The sequence below is a fragment of the Streptomyces acidiscabies genome (assembly GCF_020010905.1).
Taxonomy (GTDB): domain Bacteria; phylum Actinomycetota; class Actinomycetes; order Streptomycetales; family Streptomycetaceae; genus Streptomyces; species Streptomyces acidiscabies.
The window spans coordinates 789,792-807,365 of record NZ_JAGJBY010000002.1 but is presented as its reverse complement, the minus strand read 5'-3'; the positions used below and the strand labels follow the sequence as shown (position 1 = coordinate 807,365).

Sequence of the window (17,574 nt, the reverse complement as noted above, 5' to 3'; positions counted from 1 at the left end):
GATCCTCAGCCGACAGCCACGGCCTGGGCCTCCGGTGTGGGCTCGCTCGCCGCCCGCAGGTTCCGCGCCGACCGCACCGCGTACAGCAGCACCGGCGTGCAGAACATCCACACCGCCCCGGCGAGCAGCATCGTCGTCGGCGAGGTGACCAGTGCGGCCGGGCCGATCAGTGCCTGGCCGAGCGGCAGCAGGGCTATGCTGCCCAGCCACTCGTAGGCGCTCACCCGGCTCATCGCGGCCAGCGGCACGTTCTGCTGCGTGGCCGTCAGCATGAAGACGTTGAACATCGACAGGCCGATGTTGCTGATCAGGGCGGCGGCGCCGATGAGCGGGACGGGGGCGGCTGCGGCCAGCGCCAGCAGTTGCAGGCCGTAGAGGCCCAGCGGGATGAACGAGGCGCGCAGGATGAAGCGCGGGCGCATCCGCAGCGCGACAATGCCGCCGAGGATCGAGCCCAGGCCCGCGCAGGTGGTGATCACCGCCCACGCGGGGGCGCCGCCGAGTTCGGCCCTGGAGATCGACGGGCCGAACACCTGCCACGCGGGCAGGACGAGGACGTGGAAGCCGGCGCACCAGGCGACCAGGGTCCACAGCCAGGTGCGGGACCTGAACTCCTGCCAGCCCTCGCGCAGTTCGTGGATCATCGAGGGGGCCGGACCGTCCGCGCCGCGCGGCTTGGGCGGCATCCGCAGCAGGTACAGGGCGACGCCGCTGATCCCGTACGTCAGCCCGTCGGCGATCAGGGCCGCCCCGGGGGAGACGAACGAGACGAGGATGCCGCCGATGGCTGGGCCGAGCGTCCAGGCGGTGTTCTCGCTGAGGCCCATCATGCCGTTGGCCCGCTGAAGGTCGCGGGGTGCGACGACCTCGGCGATCAGTCCGGTCGCGGCCGGCTGGAAGAACGCGGCGGCGGTGCCCGCGACCAGCTGGAGCACGATCATCGTGGTGATCGAGGCGTGCCCGGTGAGCAGCAGGGTGCCCAGCAGGAGCTGGGAGCAGAACCGGGTGACGTCGCAGACGAGCATCAGACTCCGGCGGCCGACCCGGTCGGCGATCACCCCGCCCACCAGCAGCAGGGCGACGGTGGGCACGATCCGCGCGGCGAGCACGATGCCCAGCACCGACGCCGAGCCGGTGAGGTCGAGCACGGCGAAGGCGAGGGCGAGGGGCACGATGGCGTCGCCGATGACGGAGGAGGTCCGGCCCACGTACAGCAGCCGGAAGGGGCGCTGCCGCAGGAGCGACGGTTCTCGCGAGGTGGTCACGGTGTCCTTCGGGGAGGGGGCGTCGGGCGTGTACGGCTGGGGTGTCGGGGCGCGGCGTGGGGGGCGCGGGATGTCGGGGCGCGGCGTGGGGGGCGCGGGATGTCGGGGCGAGGGGTGGGGGTACAGCGAGGGAGGGCATAGGGCGTTGTGCTGGTTCCCGCTCGGCAGCGTGGGGGTCGGCGGCAACGCGCTCGTCCGCCGCCGTCCGCAGTTCTAGGCCCGAGAGGTCCTACGGGGCTCCCGTTCTGGTCCCGTCGGCGCGTACGACGGTCGTCCTCGGCGCGCGGGGCCCGCACATCGTGGGCTGCGACCTCCACAGCTCCTGACGCCCGGCCTATGATCACCGACGTTGTCGAGGCCAGATGGACTGTGCGCGGGGGAATCATGACGTCGGACGGTGCGGCACAGCTGCGTTTCGACATCCTGGGCCCGCTGGAGGTCTGGGAGGGCACAACCCGCCTCCGGCTAAGCGGCCCGATCCAGGAACGCATCCTCGTCGCCCTGCTCCTGGACACCGGCAAGGTCCTGCCGATCCCCCGCCTGGTGGCGGCAGCCTGGGGCGAGGACCCTCCGGCCACCGCCGTCCACCAGGTCCGCAAGGCCATCGGCGACCTGCGCCGCAGGATCGGCGGCGAGACCGTCGTCACCGACGGCCCCGGCTACCGCGCGGTGCTCGGCGGGAGCCGCCTCGACCTGAGCGAGTTCAACACCCGGCTGCGCGAGGCGAAGGCCGCGACCGCCGAGGACCGGCTCGCCGACGCCGTACACGACTACCGCGCCGCCCTCGCACTCTGGCGCGGCCCGGTCCTGTCCGGTGCGGGCGGCCCGGTGATCGAGGCGGCCGTGACCGCGCTGGAGGAGCGCCGTCTTGCGGCGGCCGAGCAGTACTTCGACCTGCGCCTACGCCTGGGCGAGACCTCCGAGCTCGTGCCGGCCCTGCGCGAACTGATCGCCCAGCACCCGCTGCGCGAACCCCTGCGCGGCCGGCTGATGCTCGCCCTGTACCGCGCGGGCCGCCAGGCCGAGGCGCTGGAGGAGTACGCCCGGGTCCGCGAACTCCTCGCCGAGGAACTGGGCGTCGACCCGGGCCCGCAGCTCGCGACGGTGTACGAGGGCATCCTGCGCGAGAGCCCCCCGTCACCGGCCGAGGCGCCGTGCACCCTCCCCCACGACCTCGCGGACTTCACCGGCCGCGAACCCGAGTCACAGCGCCTGCTCCGGTTCGCGCGGCCAACGGACGGCACCAGCACCGGAGTCGTAGGCATCGACGGCATGGGCGGCTGCGGCAAGACCACCCTGGCCGTACGCACCGCCCACCGGCTCGCCGCCGACTACCCGGACGGACAGCTCCACATCGACCTGCGCGGCTACGCCCCCGGCGAGCAGCCCGTCACCACCGGGACCGCTCTCGACGTCCTGCTGTGCGCACTCGGCGTACCGGCCGCCCGCATCCCGGAGGAGACGGCCGCCCGTACCGCCCTGTGGCGTTCGGCGCTCACCGGCAAGAAGCTGCTGCTCCTCCTCGACAACGCCGCCGACGCGGCGACCGTACGGCAGCTGCTGCCCACCTCCCCCGGCTGCCTGGTACTGGTCACCAGCCGGGCCAGGCTGGTCGACCTGGACGGGATGGAGTGGATGTCGCTCGACGTCATGACCCCCGAGGAGAGCGCCACGCTGGTCGCCGGGACCATCGGCGCGCACCGCGTCGTCGCCGAACCCGGGGCCGCCGAGGAACTCGCCCGGCTGTGCGGCCATCTCCCGCTCGCCCTGCGCATCGCGACGGCCCGGCTGCGCAACCGCCCGCGCTGGACCGTGCGTTACCTGGCCGACCGGCTGCGGGACGAGACCCGACGGCTGGACGAGCTGAGCCTGGGCGAGCGCAGTGTCGCCGCGACCCTGCGGCTGTCGTACCAGACGCTGAACGAGGAGTGCCGTACGGCGTTCCGCATCCTGGCGCTGCACCCGGGCGGGGCCATCGACGTGCACGCGGCGGCGGCGCTGCTGGACACGGCGGGCGTCTGGGAGGCGGAGGAGATCCTGGAACTGCTGCTGGACGTCCATCTGCTCCAGCAGCCGGAGATCGGCCTGTACACCTTCCACGACCTGGTGCGCAGCTTCGCCCACAGCCTCCGGGGGCCGGACGCGGCGGCGGTCGAGCGGCTCCTCGACTACTACATGTCGGCCACCGAGCGGGCCTGCGCCCTGCTGTTCCCCGGCCGCGCCGCCCGCCCCACCGGCCTGCGCGCGTCCACCCGGCCCGTGCCCGGCCTCCGCGACACCGCGCAGGCCCACGCCTGGTTCGCCCGCGAGCACACCGCCCTGCTGGCGGCCGTCTCCCTGGCCGAGCGCAGCGGCCACGACCGCCACACCGTGTGCCTGGCCCGCAACGTGGCCTTCCTCGTCAACGGGCGCGGTCATCTGGATGAGTTCGCGGAGCTGAGCAGCACCGCCGTCGCCGCCGCCCGCCGCCTCGGCGACCTCGAACTCCTCGGGGTGAGCCTGTCCAACCTCGGCGTCGCCTGCTGGAAGCTCGGCCGCCTGGAGTACGGCATCGAGGTCGCCCAGGAGGGCCGCGACGTCGCCGTCCGGCTGGGCGACCGGCACACCGAGGCGCACAGCGAGAGCACGCTCGGCCTGTACCGGAGCCTGCTCGGACAGTTCCCGCAGGCGCTGGCCCACCTGGAGAGCGCCGTCGCCCTCGAACGGGAACTGGGCTCGACGCGGGCGGAGGCCGAGAGCCTCACCATTCTCAGCGCGCTGTACGAACAGTGGGGCCGCTATCCGCAGGCCGCCGCGTCGGCCCGCCGGGCGGTCGACCTGGTCCGCCAACTCGGGCAGCACGAGAGCGAGTCGGTCGCCCTGACGGACCTGGCCCTCGCGCACACCGGCCTGGGCGAGTACCCGGCCGCCGACGCCTGCCTGACGCAGGCGCGCGCCCTGTGCGACGAGAGCGTGGAGCCCGGTCAGGCCGCGATGACGCTGGCCCTCTCCGCCGACGTCGCCGACCGCCTGGGCCGCAGCGAGGAGGCCGACGAGTACGCCGGTGCCGCGCTGTCCCGCATCCGTTCGAGCGCCTCCCCGCTGCGCCGGGCCAAGGTGGAGAACCTGGTCGGCCGGTTCCTGCTCCGCCGGGGCGAGCACACCGCAGCGCTGGCCCTGCACGAGCACGCCCACGCGCTGGCGTCGGCGGTCGGGTACCGCTCGGAGGAGGCGTACGCGCTGCTGGGGATGGCCGGGGCGACGGAGCACGCATCGGTGTCCGCCGAACACCGGCGGGCCGCCGAGGAGTTGTTCACGGCGATGGGGGTGCCTGCGGGGGGCCGGCGGGGATGACCCCGTCGTCGTCCTCGAACTCCGCCTCCAGCTCCGCCTGTTCGCTCGCGTACCTGCGCAGGTAGCCGACGACCGTGTTCGTCACCGCCACCAGCGGGACCGCGACCACCGCTCCCCCGATACCCGCGACCATCCCGCCCGCCGCGACGGAGAGGACGACCGCGAGGGGGTGGACGCTGACCGCGCGGCCGAGGATGAACGGCTGGAGGATGTGGCCCTCGATCTGCTGGACGGCGAGGACCACGGCGAGGGTCATGACGGCCGTGAAGGGACCCTGCGTGACCAGCGCGACCAGGACCGCGAGGGCGCCGGAGGCCACCGCGCCGACCAGCGGGATGAAGGAGAACAGGAAGATGAACACGGCCAGCGGGACGGCCATGGGGACGTCGAGGAAGTAGATGCCGAGGCCGATGAAGATGGCGTCGATGAGGGCGACGACGACCGTGCCCCGGACGTACGCCGTGAGCGTCGCCCACGCGCGGGGACCGGCGCCGGCGACGCCCTCGCGGGCCGCGGCGGGGACGAGCTTGAGGGTCCACTCCCAGATGCGGCGGCCGTCGTAGAGCAGGAACAGGGTGGAGAACGCGGCGAGGAGGATGCCGGTCAGCAGCTCGACGATGACCGTCACGCCTTCGAGGCCCGCCGAGGTGATCTCGTCCGCGTTCGAGCCGACCGCCTCGCGGAGGTTCTTGGCGATCGCGTTGATCTGTTTGTCGGTGACGTGGAAGGGGCTGTCGAGGAGCCAGCGGCGCAGGTCGTCGATGCCGGACTGGATCTGGTTGGACAGGTCGTCGATGTTCTCCATGACCTGCCAGGTGACGAACCACCCGAGCAGCCCGATGACGACGAAGCCGAGGACGGCGGTGAGGGTGGTCGCGAGCCCGCGCGGCACGCCCCGGCGCTTGAGCGCGGCGACGGCGGGCTCCAGCAGCGCGGTGAGCAACAGGCCGATGACGAAGGCGAAGACGACGAGCTGGACCGCGCTGATGACCCGCATGAGGATCCACACGGTCCCGGCGAGCACGAGCAGCCGCCAGCCGGCCTCGGCAGCGACCCGCACGCCCCAGGGGACGGCATGCGCGGGGTCGGTACGGGGGACGGGCGGCCGGGGACGACGGCGTACGGGGCGCGGAGCGGCGTACGACTCCGGGTCCGGCGCGGTGTCCGGTGCCGTCGGCTTCGTGCGGGGCTCCGGCTTCGGCTCGTCCAGCACTCCGCCGTCCCGCTCGACCTCCGCGCGCCGCTCGTCGAGCCGCTCGCCGATCTCGGTGAGACCGGCGCCGAGCCGGCCGAGCCACCCTGGCACTCGCGACATGATCCGTGTCCGTCCCTTTTCCCGGGTTTCCCGGGTCCTCCCGGTTCCAGCCACCACTCCTCCCCGGGAGTCGCGTCGAAGGAGACCGTACAGGGCAACAGCCCCTCCCCTAAGGACGGGGAGGGGCTGTAGAAGGTTGAGAGACCGGTGGGTCTAGTACCAGTTGTTCGCCTGCCAGAACGACCAGGCGTCACAGGGACTGCCGTAGCGCTCGTTCATGTAGTTCAGGCCCCACTTGATCTGCGTCGCGGGGTTCGTCTGCCAGTCGGAGCCGACCGAGGACATCTTGGACCCGGGGAGCGCCTGGAACAGGCCGTACGCGCCCGAAGAGGCGTTGACCGCGCGGTAGTTCCAGCTCGACTCGTGGTCGACGATGTTCGAGAAGCACTGCCACTGGCCGCCGGCGACCATCTGGCGGGCCATCGACTGGATGTCCGAGATGGAGTAGGAGCTGAGGACCGGGAAGTCGCCCTTGGCTGCCTTCGCCTTGGCCTCGGCTTCCGCCTTGGCCTTCGCCGCCTCTTCGGCGGCCTCCTTCTTGGCGATGGCGACCTCGGCGGCGGCCTTGCGGGCTGCCTCCTCGGCGCCCTTCTTCGCGCTCTCGTCGGCAGCCATGGCCTGGTAGGCGGCCTGCTGCGTCAGGGAGGCGGTCTGGATCTCCGCCTGCTGCCCCACGGGGATGTCCGCGAGGAGAATGGCGTCGTCCGCCGTCGTCTGCGCATCGTTGCTCTGCGGTGCGGCGACGCTGCCCGAGGCAACGCCCACGACACTTCCGACGGCGGTGACCGCGGTGGCCGAAGCCACTGCGAACCCACGGACCGAGACCCGGCTCACACGGTTTCCTTCCAGCATCGCCCGCTTCGGTGACCCTGGCGGACGCGATCGTGCCCCTTGGCACTGGCCTCCGAATAAGGGTCACGGGAAGCGCTGGCCCACCGGCGCTCCCTCCCGTAAGAGGGGGCGCCTTCTGGCGATTGGGCGGCGTACGACGTCGTATGTGAAGTTTGGGGCGCTGAACCGCTGGGGGTACAGCTGTGTCGTACGCGGGGCCTGACAGAACCGAGACTCTGCCGTAACAAGCCGCCGATGACAATTCCGAGTTGGGTGTGAAAGCTCACATCGCGTGTGGGGCAAGGGATTTCGGCGAACGCGCACACGCGGCGGCGCCGTCCCGCTAGGCTCTCGGCCTTTGCGGAACGGCGCCGGACTGCTGTCGAAAGCGGGTCAGATCTGGCCGTCCTCCAGCATTTCGGTCACGAGCGCGGCGATCTGGGAGCGCTCGGAGCGGGTGAGGGTGACGTGCGCGAAGAGCGGGTGCCCCTTCAGCTTCTCGACGACGGCCACGACCCCGTCGTACCGCCCCACCCGGAGGTTGTCGCGCTGGGCGACGTCATGGGTGAGGACGACGCGGGAGTTGGCGCCGATCCGGGAGAGGACCGTCAGCAGGACGTTCCGCTCCAGGGACTGGGCCTCGTCGACGATGACGAACGCGTCGTGCAGGGAGCGGCCCCGGATGTGGGTCAGGGGGAGCACTTCGAGCATCCCGCGCGCGGTCACCTCCTCGATGACCTCGCGGCTCGTGACGGCCGACAGCGTGTCGAAGACGGCCTGCGCCCACGGGCTCATCTTCTCGGCCTCGGAGCCGGGGAGATAGCCGAGTTCCTGCCCGCCGACCGCGTACAGCGGGCGGAAGACCATCACCTTCTTGTGCTGGCGGCGCTCCAGGACCGCCTCCAGGCCCGCGCACAGGGCGAGCGCGGACTTGCCGGTGCCGGCCCGGCCGCCCATCGACACGATCCCGACGTCCGGGTCGAGCAGCAGATCCAGCGCGATGCGCTGCTCGGCGCTGCGGCCCTTGATGCCGAACGCCTCCCGGTCGCCGCGTACGAGGCGGATGTTGCCCTCGGGGGTGACCCGGCCGAGGGCCTTGCCGCGCTCGGACTGGAGGGTGAGGCCGGTGTGCACGGGGAGGTCGGCGGCCTCCGGGACGTACACATGGCCTTCCTCGAAGAGGACGTCCACCTGGTCGCCCGGCAGCGTCAGTTCGGACATTCCGGTCCAGCCGGAGGAGTCCGTGATGGCCAGCTCTGCGCGGTACTCCTCGGCGGTGAGGCCGACCGAGGACGCCTTGATGCGCAGCGGCAGGTCCTTCGAGACGACGGTGACGTCGTACCCCTCGGCCTGGAGGTTGCGCGCGACCGCCAGGATGCGGGTGTCGTTGTCCCCCAGTCGGTAGCCGCTGGGCAGGATGCTGGGGTCCGAGTGGTTGAGCTCGACACGGATCGAGCCGCCCAGTTCCCCGATCGGGATGGGCGCGTCCAGGCGGCCGAACTTCACCCGGTAGTCGTCCAGCTGGCGCAGGGCCTGCCGGGCGAAGTAACCGAGTTCGGGATGGTGCCGCTTGGCCTCCAGTTCGGTGACGACCACGATCGGGAGCACGACTTCGTGCTCCTCGAAACGGGCCATCGCGGACGGGTCGGCCAGCAGGACGCTGGTGTCGAGAACATAGGTGCGCCGGTCGGACTTGTGGCGCTTTGTGCTGGTCACCACGGAAGGACGTACCCCCTCGGAAGAGGTCGGGGAGCGACGGAGTGGAGCTGGACCGGTCCAGGACCCGTTTGCACGGGCCGAGAACCGGCCCTCCACTGCTGCGTCCGTGCCGTGACCGCACGGTCGTGCTGGTGCAAAGGGCCTCCCGGGCGGACGGCCCCGTGCCGTCCGCTGAGATCCGACACCCGTGGGTCGGGTGTCGACCTGCTTGGCTTATGCCCTCTAATTTGCGCCGTCATGCCACGGCGAAGCACGGCGTCCTGGTGAACAGCTTGTTACGCGTGTGGTGAGAGGCTTCGAAAGCGGTTGCCGTCAGCCGCCGAAGCGGCGGTGGCGGGCCTCGTAGTCGCGCAGGGCGCGCAGGAAGTCGACCTTGCGGAAGGCGGGCCAGAACACGTCGCAGAAGTAGTACTCGGAGTGCGCGGTCTGCCACAGCATGAACCCGGACAGCCGCTGTTCGCCGCTGGTACGGATGACGAGGTCGGGGTCCGGCTGGTCGCTCGTGTAGAGGTGGCGGCCGATCATGTCGATGTCCACGGACTCGGCGAGGTCGTCCATGCTGACGCCCCTGTCCTGCGCGTCCTGGAGCATCGAGCGGACGGCGTCGGCGATCTCCTGCCGGCCGCCGTAGCCGATCGCGACGTTCACCAGTATTCCGTCGACGTCCTCGGTCGCCTGCTCCGCCTCTTTCAGCGTCAGCTGCATCTGGTCGGGCAGCAGATCCTTCGTGCCGACGTGGTGGACCCGCCAGCGGCCGTCCGAAGCGAGCGTCTTCACGACGTCCTCGATGATGCCGAGGAGCGGGATCAGTTCGTCCTTCGGGCGGTCGAAGTTGTCCGTCGACAGGAGCCAGAACGTGACGACCTTCACATCCGCCTCGGCGCACCAGCCGAGGAACTCGGACATGTTGTCGGCGCCGGCGCGGTGGCCGTGGACCGTGGATGAGCCCGCCGCCTTCGCCCAGCGGCGGTTGCCGTCCATGATGACGCCGATGTGCTTGGGCACCTGGGTGTGGTCGAGGTGGCCTTCCACCCGGCGCGCGTAGAGCCTGACCAGCAGGCCGCGCAGTTTGTCGCGCAGGATCACGTGATGTTCAGCCCCTCCTCGACGGCGGTCCCCGCAGGCGGGGAGCTTACCCCTACTGGGAGTTGGGGCGGGGGTTGGGCGCCTAATCGAGGGGGTAGGGGTGCTTAGTTGTGCGTCTGCGGGTTGTGTGTGGTTGCTCGCGCCCACGCGGCGGAGCCGCAAATCGATACAGCCCCGCGCCCCTAAAAGACAAAAGACAGTCGGACCACTCGCCGCCGATCAGGAAGCATCCGGCGATCTTGCCCAATAAAACGGGCCGGTCCGTGGGGGGGATACGGACCGGCCCGAGGGGGGGTTTCCACCATAACCCTTCGTGAGGGATGTTGCGCACATCGGCGCGAAATTATTACTCTCCGGAGTTGGGTGGCGACGCCGTTCCGGGGGTGGAAGCCCTGTTCGTGGGGGTTTTGTGGCCGGAAAACGTGGGTGTAGCGGGGTCCCTCGCACGGGGGAACGTGGTGCGCGGCGTCTTCTTGACGGAGGCGTCACCGCGCGGTCCCCTCCACTGCGCGGTGACGCCCACGCAGCTTTGCTTGCGCGAATTGCCGTGGCTGAATTTACGTGACGCAGGGGGGTCGGGGCACCTGTTCGCGATAACAATGTGGAAACCCTGTGGAGATCGGGGAGGCTCGGCGACGGTTCCCGGCCATTTATGCGGCGACGGGTCTGCGCGCCTCGATCAGGTGCCTCGCGCTGTACGCCACGAAGGGGCCCTCGGCGGTGATACGGCTGTGCAGCGCCCTCAGTTCCGTGTCGTACCGGGCGGACGTGAAACCCGGGACCATCCAGACGACCTTGCGCAGGAAGTGGACGACCGCGCCGATATCGTGGAACTCCATCCGCAGGCGCTCCGCCCTGAGGTCGGTGATCTCCAGCCCCGCCTTCCGTGCCGCCTCCGTCTCGACGTCCGGGTGGCGGTCGCGGCTGACCTCCTCCGGGAGGGGGCCGAGGAACTGCTCCACCAGCTCGAACACGCTGCGGTGGCCCACGTGTTGGGCGAAGTACGTGCCGCCCGGGGTGAGGACGCGGGCGATCTCCGCCCAGGGCGGGCGTACCGGGTGGCGGCTGGAGACGAGGTCGAACGCGGCGTCGGGGAAGGGGAGTTCGCCGTCCTCGCCGGGGCGTACGACCACCACCCCACGGGGACGCAGGAGTTGGACCGCCTTCGCCGCGTTCGGGGGCCACGCCTCCGTCGCCGCGAGAACGCGGGGCGGGGTCGTCGTACGGTCCAGCGCGAACTCCATGACCTCCCCTCCCCCGGTGTCCAGGTCCAGCGCGGCGTCGGCGGCGTCCAGGCGGGCGGCCAGGGAGACCGCGTACCCCCAGGAGGGCCGCGCCTCGGTGGCGCGGCCCTCGAACCAGGAGAAGTCCCAGCCTTCGGTGGGGGCGAAGTCGGCTTCGGCGACCAGAGCTTCGTAAGTCATACGGGGATCGTGACAAGGGAGCGGTGGGGGTGCCGCTGATTTTTTATGGGACCAGCGGCCGTACCTCCTGCGCCGTGAACCTCAGGAAGCCCTCCGGGTCCGGCTCGTCCGGGGTCGGGAGGAGTACGACGGTGTCGGCGCCCGCCTCGGCGTATCGGCGTACCTCCGCTGCCACCGTCTCCGCGTCTCCGGCGACGCCTACCCCCGTCAGGCCGAGGTGGTCCAGCTCGCGGGCCAGGCGCGGGGCTGCGTCGGGGCCGGTTGCGGCGAAGACGTACACGACGATGCGGTGCGGGGTCTTCGCTGCGGCGCGGATCTCGCGTACGCGGTCCGGGGTGGCCGACTCGTTCAGTACCGTGCCGTCCGCGATCTGGCCCGCGAGGCGCAGGGTGCGGGGGCCTACGCCGCCGACCAGGATCTCGGCGGGGGGCTGTGGGGGCCAGCCGAGGGTCACGTCGTCCAGGGTGACGTACACGCCCTTGCGGGTGACGCGTTCGCCGTTCAGGAGAGCTCGCAGGGCGCCGGTGTACTCGGTCAGGAGCGTCAGCGGGGAGTCGGGGCGGGCGCCCACCTGGGCCATCCAGTCCTGGACGCCGTGGCCGATCGCCAGCGACAGGCGGCCCGGGAACATGCGGTGCAGGGCCGCCGTCTCCATCGCCGTCAGCGCGACGTTCCTGAGCGGGACCGGGAGGAGGCCCACGCCGATGCGGACGCGGTCCGTCCAGGCGAGTGCTGCCGCCGCCGCGGTGAGGCCGCCTTGCAGGAAGCAGTCCTCCCACAGCCAGAGTTCGTCCAGTCCTGCCTCGTCGGCCAGGCGTACGGCCGACTTGAGGCGTTCCGGGGGGAGTTGGGGGCGGAGGATGGCACCGAGGGTGATCGTCATGGGGACTTACTATCCAGGGGGCCGGGTGGCTACAACTCCTTATCGGGAGGCGTGTGATGGGACGCTGGCGGGACGGGCGCGGGGTGCTGGTCGTGCACGGGGTGTCTTCGACAGAGGTGCCGTTGGAGGTCGCCTCGTCGTATCGGGCCCGTACGAAGGGGTTGTTGGGGCGGTCGTCCGTCGAAGGGGCGCTGTTGTTGTCCCCGGCGTCCGGGATTCATACGTTCCGGATGCGGATGGCTATTGATGTGGCTTATCTGTCACGGGACTTGAAGGTGCTCGCCGTGCGGACGATGGTTCCGGGGCGGCTGGGGTTGCCTCGGGTGCGGGCTCGGCATGTGCTGGAGGCGGAGGCGGGGGTGATGGCCGGGTGGGGGGTCGTGGCGGGGGTCCGGGTGGAGGTGGTGGGCGTGTCCTGAGGGTGGGGGCGTCGTTGTCGTACGCATGAAGAAGATCGTTACTGCGGTTCTGCCGCTTGCTGCCCTTGCCCTCGCCGGTGCGCCGGCGCACGCCGACACCGGCCCTCTCAGCGCCGCCGACAACTGGAACTTCGCGGCCGGTGTCGTCTGTCATCAGGAGCTCGCCGTCGTGCCCGCCCTCGGGGACATGGTCGGCGATCACGTCAACAACTGCGCCGACGGGAACGTCGTCAGCCCTCCCTCGGGAACGTGATCTCCACGCGGCGGTTCTTCTTGCGGCCCTGTTCCGTCGAGTTGTCCGCGATGGGGTACTGCTCGCCGTAGCCGCGGACGTCGAACGTGAGGTTCGCGTCGTTCAACTCGTCGTCCAGGACCGCCTGTACGGCGTTCGCGCGCTGGCGGGAGAGGACGTCGCCATGTGCCGAGGAGCCCAGGTCGTCGGTGAAGCCGAAGACTCTGATGCGGGTGGCGTTCTGCTTCTTGATCTCCCCGGCGATCGCCGCGATGCGGGACCGCGAGGTGGGGGAGATCGTCGAACTGTCCTTGCTGAAGAGAACCTCGGCCTGGAGCGCGAACTTGACGTCCGCGTTCGTGTCCTCCCGGCGTTCGTCGCCGGTCTGGTCCTCGACGACCTGCTTGATGTCGAGCACCTTGGGGGTGGCGAGGGTGCCGCCCTGCGGGAGCTTGAGGTCGGGGTCGTTGGGGTCGACCTGGACGGGGGCGGAGGCGGAGGGTTCGGTGCCCGGGGGGACGCTGGGGTCGTCGGTGGCGTGGGCGGGGGTGGTGAGGGTGAGGAGGAGGGTGGCGGTGAGGGTGAGCGTCGTGCGTGCGCGGGTCATGGGCGGGCTCAGCCGGTGATCTGGAGGGGGGCGGAGGCGAAGGTGGGGAGCTGGAAGGTGACTTCCTTGGTGGCCTCGGGGGGTGCGGGGAACTGCATGAAGACGGCCAGGGTCTCGCCGGCTTTGAGGGAGGTGAAGCCGGTGGTGGTGAGGGGGCGGCCGTCCGTGTCGCGCAGGACGTAGTAACGCTTCTTGGCCTGGCTGTCGACGAGAGTGGCACCGCCCAGGGACATGCCGTGGCGCAGGACCTCCGTCTCGTCCCCGCGGACTGCCGCCGGTACCGTGATGCGTTCGCCGCCGTCGTTCTTGAGGATGCCGTTCACCGTGACGAAGCCGCCGGAGTCCCGGCTCGCGGTGGTGATCTGGAGCAGCAGCCCGCTCGTCCCCTTCATCTCCGCGATGGGCGGGTCGTCCGTACCCTGCTGGGGGTTCGGCTCGGACCCGCTCTTGCCGCTGGAGGCGGGTGCCGACGCCTCGGGCTTCTTGTCGTCGCCGCCACCGCCGCATCCGGTCGCCCCGAGAGCGAGACCGGCGGCGACGGTCAGTGCGACCACGCTCCTGCGGGCCTTCGTGGTGAACCGCATGCTCATGCCCCTTGTTTCCTTGAAGTCGTGGCGTCTCAGTCGACCAGATGGACGTCGAAGAGGTCCTGGGGTTCCGGCAGATGGAGGTTCTGCGGGTCCAGGGGCCACTCGACACCGTCACAGTCGAGCTGTGGCAGTTGGACCGGCGGAGGCTCCTCGCCGCCGGGGTCTCCCGTGGGAGTGGGGGTCGGTGTCGGAGTGGGGGTCGGGGTGGGGTCGGGGAGCGGGTCGAAGGAGCACAGCAACTTGATCACGGCCTCGGCGTGGGCCACGGCGTGGGTGTTCTCCGTGCCGGGTACGACCGAGTCGCCGACGGTGCCGTCCGTCTGCACGGAGACCGTGTAGCCCATGTCCTGGGTGACGCACCCGGTCAGGTTCGCCCCGTTCGACTCGGCGAGTTGCGCCGCGCGTCCGCACCCGTCGTACCAGGGGGAACCGTGGAAGATGTCGTCCCACTTCGCCGGGTCGAGGACGTTGTCCACCCAGGCGCCGGCGAGCCGGTCCCTGGTCTCCTGGGCCGCAGCCAGAGCCGCCGCGTCCGCTGCGGCCTGGGCGTCACCCCGTTTCGCTCCGGCCTGCCCGACCGCGAGGTACGCGAACGCAAGCAGGAGCAGGCCGCCCACCACCGTGATGTAGATGGGGAAGGCCTGCCCCGCGTCGCCGGACCGGCGTGTCCGGTTCAGCCGCCCACGACGTTGCCGATCTGGTCCGTGATCGCGGTGTAGATCGTGTTCCCGATGTCCGTCCCTGTGATCGCCAGCACGATCGCCACCACCACGGCGATGATGCCCAGGTACTCCACCGCGGTCTGGCCCTTGTCGTCCCGCAGATTCCTCATGACCCTGTCCTCCGGTCGCAGCGCCGCGCTCCCCGCGTTCGGCGGCAGCGTAAGCCCCGCGGCAAGCGGATCGCGAGGGTCCGGGGGCCCAAATGTGGGCCCAAGAAAGGGAGCGCATCGCTCAGCTCACCCCCCGCACCGGCGGCGGCGCCATGCCGAGCCACTTCGCTGTCGCCTCGGCACGACTCGTGCTGTGCAGCTTCGCGAAGATCCGGTTGATGTGGTTCTTGACCGTCTTCTCGCTGATGAAACAGGACACGGCGATCTGCTGGTTCGACATGCCGGACGCGATGAGGTCCATGATCTCCGCCTCCCTCGCACTGAGCCGGAACCTCCCCCTACTTGAGGGAGACTGTCCCACAAGTGGTTGCACTTGTGAAAGTCCTTTGCTGAAAGTGCCTGAATAATGGGCAGTTGAGGAGAGATCACCGTGTGCAGTCGCACTCTCACCCGAGGGGCCCCACAGCCCCTCCAGCACCGCGGTGGCAGCGGTAGGCGTCAAGTGCGCCCGCCCCCGCACCACATCCCGCACAGCCTGCACCAACTGCTCGACCCCGAACTCCCCGTGCACGAGATACCCCCGCGCCCCGAGCCGCAGAGCACCCCGCACGGTCTCGGACTCCCCGCTGTACGTCAGCATGAGGACCGCCGAGACCCGCACCAGCCGGGGCAGCGCGGCGAGCCCGTCGACCTCGGGCATCCGGACGTCGAGGAGGACGACGTCGGGCCGGTGCAGCTCGGCGAGTTCGCACGCCTCGCGCCCGTTCACCGCCTGCGCGACGACGTCCATGCCACCGGCCCCGCCGAGCAGCGCGGCGAGCCCCGCGCGGACCACGGGATTGTCGTCGGCCACGAGAACCTTCATCCGCCGTTCCCCTTCCGTCACGCAGCCCCCTTCTCGAACTGTCCCACCTGGAGCGGGAGTCGAAGCTCGACGCTCACTTCGGTCCCCGGCCCGTCCCGCCCGATCCGCAGCCGCGCCCCGAGCGCCACGGCACGCTCACTCATCCCGAGCAGCCCGAAGTGCCCGGCCCGCCGCAGCGCGTCGAGGCTGGTGCCGGGCGGCAGCCCCTTGCCGTCGTCGTGGACGGTGACGCGCAGGACGTCCCCGTGCACCCCCGCACTCACCTCGACCCGGCTCGCGTCGGCATGCCGGTGCGCGTTGTCCAGCGCCTCGGCGGCGATGGTGAGCAACTCCCGTGCCACGAAGGGGGGTACGGGTACGGCGCTGCGCTCACCGGTCGCGCGATAGGTGGTCGGCAGCCCGGTGCGGGACGCGAAGTCGGTTGCCCTGGAGGCCAGTTCGTCGAGTACGTCCAGCTCCTCGCCCGCCCCGCCCCGCAGGTCGGTCAGCAGCTCCCGTGACTCCCCGGCCGCGCGCCGGGCGGCGCCCGCGATCAACTCGGCCTGCTCACGCACGGGTTGCTCGGCACCGGCGGCCAGCGCCTCGGCGGCGAGGGCGACGCCGTACAGGGACTTGGCGAGGGAGTCGTGCATCTCCCGTGCCAGCCGGTCGCGTTCGGCGGCGACGGCCTCGGCGGCGGCGAGGCGGGCGCGGGTCTGGGCGAGCGCCTCGGTGGCCTCGCCGAACCTCAGCATCAGCCCCCGCAGGGCGGATCCGAGCGCGCCGGTGATCACGCAGAACCCGGGGAGCAGCAGCCGTTCGGCGACCCCGGCGCCGGATCGGGCCGCCAGGGTCGTATGGACGAGGAGCAGGATCAGGCCTTGCAGGGAGGCGAAACAGGCGGCGCCGCGCCAGCCGTAGAGGATTCCGGCGAGGAGGGGGGTGCAGACGCTGACGTAGGCGAGGGTCGTGTCGGGTCCGGCGGAGACGAGCAGCAAGGAGCCGAGGAGGGTGTCGACTGCCAGCAGGCTGGGGTGTCTTAGGAGCAGCGGGCCGAAGCGTTCCCAGTCGCGCAGGAGGGCGTACGACACCATGAAGGTGACGACGACGGCCGTGCCGACGAGGCGGACGCCCACGCCCGGTGAGGCGTTGAGGAGGGCGGAGGGTGCGGCGAGGGCGATCATCGCGAGGCGGAAGCCGAAGACCTGGCGGGACATGGCCTGGAGGGCGTTGACCTGGAGAGCGAGGGGAGCCGGCGTGCGGAGTATCCCCTTTCGTCCCAACACCCCCATATCGGCGCCTACTTCCCCGTGATCGTGCCGAAGTCGGTGCCCGACCCCAGCAGCAGTCCGGCGCCGAGGAGGAGCATCGTCGCCGGGACCATGAACGTGGTGATCATCAGCGTGGCCCGGGGGACCGCGCGGGCGGCCTTGCGGCGGGCGTTCTGGGCGTCGGTGCGGCGCATGTCCTTGGCGATGGAGACCAGGGTGTCGACGATGGGGGCGCCGAGTTCCTCGCCCTGCTGCAACGCCGTGACGAACATGGCGACTTGCTCGGAGTCGTTGCGGCGGCGCAGTTCCGCGAAGGCTTCGCGGCGGCTCATGCCGAGGTCCATCTGGCGCAGGGTGATGCGGATCTCGTCGGCCCAGGGGCCCTCGTAGTGGGTCGACACGCGGTCGAGGGCCTGCCGGAAGCCGAGGCCCGCGCTCACGACGACCGCGAGGACGTCGAGGAAGTCGGGGAGGGTGCGTTCGATGACGTCCTTGCGGACGCGGATCGCGGACCAGATGCCGACCTCGGTCCACACGGCGCCGAAGGCGAGCATCAGCAGGGCGATCAGAGGGTTGCCCCGGAGGAAGAAGATCAGGGCGCCTACGGCTCCCAGCGTGCCGTAGACGGCGCGGCGGGCGGCGTAGCGGTCGATGGTGAGGCCGCCGGGGTTGCCCGCGAGGTCGATGCGGCGGCGGTACTTGGCGACCAGGCGGGGGCCCATCAGGCGCAGGACGGCGGGGGCATACCGCATACCGAGGCGGTCAACTACGGAGTCCACCGCGCCTGTTCGGGTCGCGCCGACCTCCAGGGCGAGCGCGAGGTCGGGGGGCAGTTTGACGTCCGCGCGGTACATGCGGATGCCGGTGAAGGCGCCCCACACGGAGGCCGCCATCAGGAGCGCGAGCAGCAGAGCCATGTCCAA

The 17,574-nt window shown here is 70.9% G+C and carries 17 protein-coding genes; 3 read left to right on the top strand and 14 right to left on the bottom strand.

Annotated elements, in window-relative coordinates; genetic code table 11:
- Positions 1 to 5: 5 nt before the first annotated feature.
- Positions 6 to 1,265 (bottom strand): MFS transporter, encoded by a 1,260-nt coding sequence (locus J8M50_RS30750; protein ID WP_010352748.1) that lies wholly within the window; start codon positions 1,263 to 1,265, stop codon positions 6 to 8.
- 384 nt (positions 1,266 to 1,649) lie between these two features.
- Here J8M50_RS30750 and J8M50_RS30745 point away from each other — a divergent pair, with 384 nt between their 5' ends.
- On the top strand, positions 1,650 to 4,598 hold the full coding sequence (locus tag J8M50_RS30745; RefSeq protein WP_010352746.1) for an AfsR/SARP family transcriptional regulator: 2,949 nt from the start codon (positions 1,650 to 1,652) through the stop codon (positions 4,596 to 4,598).
- Here the strand turns inward: J8M50_RS30745 and J8M50_RS30740 are convergent.
- The 6 genes from J8M50_RS30740 to J8M50_RS30715 form a co-directional block, all read right to left on the bottom strand.
- Entirely contained in the window at positions 4,558 to 5,913 is a 1,356-nt protein-coding gene (locus J8M50_RS30740) for an AI-2E family transporter (protein WP_010352745.1), read from the bottom strand. The genes J8M50_RS30745 and J8M50_RS30740 overlap by 41 nt on opposite strands.
- 153 nt (positions 5,914 to 6,066) lie before the next feature.
- A complete protein-coding gene (locus J8M50_RS30735; protein ID WP_010352744.1) occupies positions 6,067 to 6,747 on the bottom strand; it encodes an aggregation-promoting factor C-terminal-like domain-containing protein in 681 nt (226 codons plus the stop codon).
- Positions 6,748 to 7,137: 390 nt separating this feature from the next.
- Entirely contained in the window at positions 7,138 to 8,463 is a 1,326-nt protein-coding gene (phoH2, locus tag J8M50_RS30730; protein WP_010352743.1) for an RNA 5'-3' helicase PhoH2, read from the bottom strand.
- A gap of 312 nt (positions 8,464 to 8,775) precedes the next feature.
- The gene (locus J8M50_RS30725; RefSeq protein ID WP_010352742.1) at positions 8,776 to 9,549 is read right to left on the bottom strand and encodes an isoprenyl transferase; all 774 of its coding nucleotides are present in this window, start codon (positions 9,547 to 9,549) and stop codon (positions 8,776 to 8,778) included.
- A gap of 650 nt (positions 9,550 to 10,199) precedes the next feature.
- Positions 10,200 to 10,973 carry a methyltransferase domain-containing protein gene (locus J8M50_RS30720; protein ID WP_010352741.1) on the bottom strand — a complete coding sequence of 258 codons (774 nt, stop codon included), beginning with the start codon at positions 10,971 to 10,973 and terminating at the stop codon, positions 10,200 to 10,202.
- A gap of 43 nt (positions 10,974 to 11,016) precedes the next feature.
- Positions 11,017 to 11,856: an LLM class flavin-dependent oxidoreductase gene (locus J8M50_RS30715; protein WP_010352740.1), complete on the bottom strand. Its 840-nt coding sequence runs from the start codon at positions 11,854 to 11,856 to the stop codon at positions 11,017 to 11,019.
- 56 nt (positions 11,857 to 11,912) lie between these two features.
- On the opposite strand from J8M50_RS30715, the gene J8M50_RS30710 reads away from it, so the two are divergent.
- Together J8M50_RS30710 and J8M50_RS30705 are read left to right on the top strand one after the other, a co-directional pair.
- Complete coding sequence (locus tag J8M50_RS30710) at positions 11,913 to 12,275, top strand: DUF192 domain-containing protein (protein ID WP_010352739.1); 363 nt, start codon at positions 11,913 to 11,915, stop codon at positions 12,273 to 12,275.
- A gap of 25 nt (positions 12,276 to 12,300) precedes the next feature.
- Positions 12,301 to 12,528: a hypothetical protein gene (locus J8M50_RS30705; protein ID WP_010352738.1), complete on the top strand. Its 228-nt coding sequence runs from the start codon at positions 12,301 to 12,303 to the stop codon at positions 12,526 to 12,528.
- On the opposite strand, the gene J8M50_RS30700 is transcribed toward J8M50_RS30705, so the two are convergent.
- The 7 genes from J8M50_RS30700 to J8M50_RS30670 form a co-directional block, all read right to left on the bottom strand.
- Entirely contained in the window at positions 12,506 to 13,114 is a 609-nt protein-coding gene (locus J8M50_RS30700) for an OmpA family protein (RefSeq protein ID WP_010352737.1), read from the bottom strand. The genes J8M50_RS30705 and J8M50_RS30700 overlap by 23 nt on opposite strands.
- Positions 13,115 to 13,122: 8 nt before the next feature.
- Positions 13,123 to 13,704, bottom strand: a complete 582-nt coding sequence (locus tag J8M50_RS30695) for a hypothetical protein (protein ID WP_010352736.1) — start codon at positions 13,702 to 13,704, stop codon at positions 13,123 to 13,125.
- Between the two features lie 29 nt (positions 13,705 to 13,733).
- Complete coding sequence (locus J8M50_RS30690; protein ID WP_029183723.1) at positions 13,734 to 14,381, bottom strand: pilus assembly protein TadG-related protein; 648 nt, start codon at positions 14,379 to 14,381, stop codon at positions 13,734 to 13,736.
- Positions 14,378 to 14,536, bottom strand: a complete 159-nt coding sequence (locus J8M50_RS30685; protein ID WP_010352733.1) for a Flp family type IVb pilin — start codon at positions 14,534 to 14,536, stop codon at positions 14,378 to 14,380. The genes J8M50_RS30690 and J8M50_RS30685 overlap by 4 nt, the downstream gene beginning before the upstream one ends.
- Before the next feature lie 121 nt (positions 14,537 to 14,657).
- Entirely contained in the window at positions 14,658 to 15,401 is a 744-nt protein-coding gene (locus J8M50_RS30680; protein WP_010352732.1) for a response regulator, read from the bottom strand.
- A gap of 17 nt (positions 15,402 to 15,418) precedes the next feature.
- Positions 15,419 to 16,672, bottom strand: a complete 1,254-nt coding sequence (locus J8M50_RS30675) for a sensor histidine kinase (RefSeq protein ID WP_010352731.1) — start codon at positions 16,670 to 16,672, stop codon at positions 15,419 to 15,421.
- Positions 16,673 to 16,680: 8 nt separating this feature from the next.
- Positions 16,681 to 17,568, bottom strand: coding sequence for a DUF5936 domain-containing protein (locus J8M50_RS30670; protein ID WP_010352730.1), 888 nt, complete (start codon positions 17,566 to 17,568; stop codon positions 16,681 to 16,683).
- Between the last annotated feature and the right edge of the window lie 6 nt (positions 17,569 to 17,574).